1 protein-coding gene is annotated in these 5,830 nt (G+C 71.5%); it reads left to right on the forward strand.

All coding sequences use genetic code 11. The annotated features are described in order from the left end of the window. Positions 1-13: 13 nt before the first annotated feature. Positions 14-5,794: a response regulator receiver protein gene (locus HUW62_RS45335; RefSeq protein WP_176437981.1), complete on the forward strand. Its 5,781-nt coding sequence runs from the start codon at positions 14-16 to the stop codon at positions 5,792-5,794. The last annotated feature ends 36 nt before the right edge of the window (positions 5,795-5,830 follow it).

The following is a 5,830-nucleotide window of genomic DNA, read 5'->3' on the forward strand; positions in this document are numbered from 1 at the left end:
CGTCGACGGTGGGGTGGCCCCAGAAGGGTACGAGGCAGGCGCTTCCGCTGGCGGGTATGACGCGGGTGCTGCCGAGGAGTACGCGTCGAGCGCGCCTGTGGACGGTCATGACGCGGGTGCCGCCACCGAAGGGTACGCGTCCAGCGCCAACGCTGGAGTTGTCGCTGAAGGGGATGAAGCCAGCACGGGTGCCGCCACGGAAGGGTACGAGTCCGGCGCTTACGCTGGAGTCGAGGGGTATGCGGCTCCTGCTGACGATGGAATCGCGGCGGGCGGGTATGACGCCAGCACCTACCGTGGAGCAGGCGTCGAGGGGTACGCGTCGGGTGCGGAGGGCTACGCAGCCGACCCTCACGAGGGCGCCGACACCGGGTACGACGCCAGCGCGCCGGATGGAACCGCCACTGAGGACTCCGCAGCCAGCGCCTACGGTGGCGAAGGGTATGACGCAGGCGCGTACGCCGAGGGTGCTGCAACTGGCTACGATTCCTCGGACCCCGCGACAGAGGCCGCGCCCTACGGTGCGGAAGGCTACGACGCGGGCATGGCGGGTGGCCCGGATGTCGACGGCTCCGCGACGGATGCGCTGGATGAAGCGGCGATGGACGCGGCGTACGGGACCGATGACCCGACGATGGCGTGGGGCAGCTCCGAGAGTGCCTCGCGCGAAGTCGCGACGTCCCCTGGGCTCGCGGGATGGGGCGGACAGTCCGCACAGGCGAGTGGTGCGACCTCCGGGAGCCTGGACGATGCGTTCTCCGAGGGTTTCGCGAGCGCGGTGACAGGTGAAGTGAGTCCGGGAGGTGCGAGTGGTCCGGCCACGGTCCTGTATGGCGTGAGTGCTTCGGAGGATGGGGCGCCGACGGACTGGACTGGGGCTCCGTCGGAGGGGGAAGGTGATGTCGAGCCCTCGCCGCCAGTAGGGAGCCTCGCCTGGACGGAGGAGCCAGTTTCCGAGCCGGTTTCACGGCCCACGGCGGTGCCACCGCGGCTTGGGGATGCGGGGTTCTTCGACGTCGACACTCCGGTGACCCCACAGGGGGATGCGCTCTCCGCGGCGGAAGCGGAGCTGGCCGCCATGCGTGATGGGGGCGCAAGGCCCGCCGCGCCGCTCGAGGCGTCTCCGTGGACGGAGTTGCCACCAGACCCCGAGGTCGAGAACTCCCTGCGGGGGGGCTCGGCAGATGATGCGCGGTCGACTGAAGCGACCGGTGCCGAGGAGTCGGCCAGCACCGAGTCCACTTCCAGCGATTCGTCAGAAGAAGAAAGCCTGCCTGCCTCGCCCTGGGACGTGCTGGAGGCGGAGCTTCAGGCCAAGGTTCGGAGGGAAGACTCCGACGGGCCGCCGACGGAGCCGCCCGCGAGCAGTGTTGGCGCTGACTGGTTCGACTCGGAGCCAGGTGGTGCCGAGGCCGCGGCGAACACGGCGGCAACGAATGCTCCCGTGGACTCCTCCGCGAGCGATGCGGTGGCGAGCGCGCACCCCGTGCAAGCTCAAGTGGAGGTCACCAACGAAGCGACGGACTGGTCTGACGCGGAGCCCGGCGCCGAAGCAACGAGCGCGGAGGCCGCGCCGAGCGAGCTCAACGCTGAGCCAGCCACCAGGGCAGCCAGCGACGACGAGACGGCGGACTGGTCCGGTGCGCGGCCTGGCACCGGAGAAGCGTCGCTCGCGAACGAGGCGACGGACTGGTCTGGTGCGGAGCCTGGCACCGAAGCGTCGAGCGCGGACGAGACGACGGATTGGTCCGGTGCTGCTCCGGGTGCCGAAGCGTCGAGCGCGGACGAGACGACGGATTGGTCCGGTGCTGCTCCAGGGGCCGAAGTGTCGAGCGCGAACGATGAGACGGACTGGTCCGGCGCGGAGCCCGCGACAGAGGTCTCTCGTGCGGAAACGGACTGGTCCGGAACGGAGCCAGGGGCCGAAGCGTCGAGCGCGAACGACGAGACGGACTGGTCCGGAACGGAGCCAGGCACCGAGCCGCCGGGTCCGGACGTAGCTGGAGGCTGGTTCGACTCGGAAACTGGTGACGTCCAGTCGCCAGCCGCCATCGCCGATGCGACGTCGACGGCCGCGGAGGCGCACCCACGCACTGTCGCAACCGCCCCCGGGCCCAGCGGCATCACGACGCCCACGGCCGATGCCTCGGTAGGGTGGTTCGACTCAGAGGCGGAAGGGCCCGCGCCAGTCGAGCCCTCGCCTGGCGCCGTGTGGTTCGACTCGAACACGGACACCGCTTCGTCTGAGGCCGCCCCGGGAACCCAGCACGTAACGGAACCAGGGGCCGAACACGGGGCCTCGTTCGACGAACAGACGTCGACGCTCGCGACGAACGCTCGACTGGAAGAGTTCGAGCAACAGCTCGAGGAGGCCCACGAGCGTGTCCGTTCTCTGAGGGCCGCGCTGGAGCAGGAGACCGCGCTCCATCAGGACGCCGAGCGGCGAATCGAGGAGTCGCGCGAGCTGAGCGAGTCGCTGCGAGGAATCCTGGACCGCGAAGCGGCCCTGCGCGTGGAGGCCGAGGCCGCACGCGACCGGAGCGGAGAGCAGCTCCAGTCGCTTCAGGCGCGGGTCGACGCGTTGGAAGAGGAGCACTCGCGAGAGGCCACGCTGCGCGCGGAGTCGGAGCAGCAACTGGAGGAGGCGCGAGCGAGAGAAGCCGAGCTCGCGACGTCCCAGGCACGGGAAGAGCGCCAGCGGCGAGAGCTCGAAGCCGAGCTGGAGCTGTCGAAGCAGCGAGAGTCCGAGCTGGACGTACGAAGTGGCTCGGAGTCGGAGTCCCTCCGCGCGGAGCTGACGAAGCTCCAGGGGCGACTCGAAGAGGCGGAGTCCCGTGCACGGTCGGAAGCCCATGCGCGAGCCACGGTGGACGCCGCCGCGAAGGCGGCCCTGGGGCGCATCGAGTCGCGCGAGCAGGACTTCATCGAGCTGCGCGGTCTGCTGGAGGCCGCGGCGTCTGAGGCCCGCGAACTCGCGCGGCTGAGGGCGGAAGACGTCGCGCGAGCGGAGGCGAAGATAAAAGAAGCGCTCCTCGCGAGGGACGACGCCCAGGAGCGTGGTGACCAGGAATCCCTGGCGCGAGCCGATGCTGAGTCGCGTCTCGTGGAGCTGGAGGAGAAGCTCCAGGAGACGGAGACGCGTGAGGCGGCGGCGGCACAGGCGCTGAGGGAAATCGAGATTCGGCTCGAGTCCGAGGCCGCGGGGCGGGTCGACGCCGAGGCCCGGGCCGAGGCGGAAGCGCAGTCGCAGCGGAGCCTGGAAGCGCGAGTGAAGGCGGCGGAGGTGGCGCTGGTCGAAGCAGAAGCCCGCGCCGGCGCCGAGGCCCTGGCGCGAGCGGAATCCGAGACGCGCGCGGCGACCGCGGACGCGGAGCGAATCGAAGCGGAGACGCACGCGAAGAAGGAGTCGCGTGCGCGAGCGGAGGCGGAGGCCCAGGCGGAGCTGGAGTCCCGCGCGCGGCTCGAAGCCGAGGCGCGTGCGGAGGCGGAGATTCGCGCCCGCGAGGAGTTGGAGGCCCAGACCGAGGTGGAGGTCCACGCGCTCGCGGAAATGGAGTCCCGTTCCTCGGCCGAGGCGAAGGAGCGACTCGACCAGGAGGCCAAGGCCCGAGCCCAGGCGGAAGCCCGAGCGGCGTCCGAGGCGAAGCAGCGTGCGGAGGCAGAGGCTCGCGCGGAGATAGAGACCCAGAACCGGGAGGAGGCCGAAGCCCGAGCGGAGTCCGAAGCGAAGCTCCGAGCGGAAGCCGAAGCCCGAGCGGAGTCCGAAGCGGAGCAGCGCGAAGAAGCCGAAGCCCGAGCGGAGTCCGAAGCGAAGCAGCGCGAAGAAGCCGAGGCCCGAGCCGAGTCCGAAGCAAAGCTGCGCGAAGCGGCCGAAGCCCGAGCCGAATCCGAGGCGAAGCGGCGCGAAGCGGCCGAGGCGGAGCAGCGCACGGAGTTCGAGTCCCGAGCGGAGTTCGAGGCGAAGCAGCGCGAGGAGGCCAAGGCCCGAGCCGCGGCCGAGGCCCGACAGCGTGCGGAGTCCGAGGCGCAAGCCGAGCTGGAAGCAGGGCAGCGCGCCGAAGTAGAGGCCCGAGCGGAGTCCGAGGCAAAGCAGCGCGAGGAGGCCGAAGCCCGAGCGGAGACGGAAGCCCGCCTGCGCGAGGAGGCCGAAGCCCGAGCGGAGACGGAAGCCCGCCTGCGCGAGGAGGCCGAGGCGAGAGCGGAGTCCGACGCGAAGCAGCGCGTCGTCGCGGAGACCCGAGCGGAGTCGGAGTCGAGGCAGCGCGCGGAAGCGGAGTCCCGAGCCGCCGCGGAAGCCGAGGTCCGAGCGGAGGCCGAGCTCCGAGCCCAGAAGGCGGCCCAGGCGCTGACCGAAGCGGAAGCGCGCGCCAAGACGGAGGGCCGTCACCGCACCGCGCTGGAAGTCCGCCTGGACGCCGAAGCGCGCCAGCGAGCCGCCATCGAGGCCCGCATCGACGAACAGACCCAGGCGCGAACCGACGCGCAACTGGAGTCCGCCCGTATCGCCGAGCAGCTCGCGCAGCTCCAGTCCCGCCTCCAACAAGTGGAACAGGAGCTGGCCCAGGTCCGCACCGAACGCGAGGAAGCGCGCCAGTCCCTGGAGGCGCTGCACGCGGAGAAGGCGAGACTGGAAGCGGACTCGGCGGAGGAGCGAGCCCGGTCCGAGCGCGAGCGCCTGGAGCTGGAGGAGCGAGGCCACCGAGAGGCCGAGGAGGCCGCGGCGCAGGCCCGTGCGGCGCTGCTCCCCCTGGAAGCCCCTCCGGGCCGTCCCGAGCTCGCCGTATCCCGCAGCGGCAGCGTCACCCAGGAGGGCCTGTCCCGACTGGTGCTGCGACTCTGCGAGGCGCGCATGGAGGTGCGCCTGGAGTTGAAGGTGATGAACGCGCTGCGCGTGCTGTGGCTGCGCGACGGCTCACTGGTGGGGGCCGTGTCCTCCGCGTCCGGAGAGTCCCTCATCGACCGGGCCCGCGCGGACGGCCTCATCGACGCGCGTCAGGAGAGCGAGCTGCGGCTGGTGCGCAGCGCCACCACCGGAGCGTTGCTCGACGCGCTCCGAGGACGAGGCTACCTGCGCGAGTCGGAGGCCGTGCCGCTGGTGCAGCGTTACACGGAGCAGGTCTTCCTCGATGCCCTGGCCGAGCCGTCGACCCTGTACCGGCTGGTCCAGGAGCCCGCGCCGCACGAAGTGGCGCTCGCCGCGGCCACGCGTCCCCCGCTGTTCCTGCTGGCGGAGGCCCTGCGCAACACGCTGACGGCCGAGTCGCTGCTGGCCTCCGCGGGTGGCCTCCGAGCCCGTGTCGCCCGAGGCGACCTGCACCTCGCGCCCGATGACTTCGGCCTGCCGCCGAGAGATCTCCAACTGCTCTCCCAGGTGGACGGCGAGCACACGGTGGAGGCGTTGCTCCTGGGCGCGGGGGTGCCGCAGGACTCGGCCCTGAAGGCGCTCTCGGTGGCGCGGACGCTCGGGCTCATCGTCTTGCACCCGGCGGACGCGGACGACTCCGGGGAGCTGCCGCCCGAGCTGGACGTCCGTCGGCTGGAAGCGAAGTTCGAGGAGATTCAGGACGCGGACTACTTCACCGTGCTGGGGCTGGCGCGCACGGCGGGCAGTGAGGAGGTCAAGCGGGCATTCGAGCTGCTCGCCGCCGAGTTCCACCCGCTGCGTTTCGCGGGCCATCCGGACCCGGCGCTCCAGCACCGCGCGCAGCAGATTCGAGGAGTCCTGTCCGAGGCGGCCCAGGCCCTGGGGGATGACCGGCTGCGCTCCGAGTACGCACGCAGCCTGCTCGACTGACAGGGGGTGGACGTCCCGTGCGCCGGGGTGGGGGAG

It is taken from the genome of Myxococcus sp. AM011, from assembly GCF_013372595.1.
GTDB lineage: Bacteria > Myxococcota > Myxococcia > Myxococcales > Myxococcaceae > Myxococcus > Myxococcus eversor.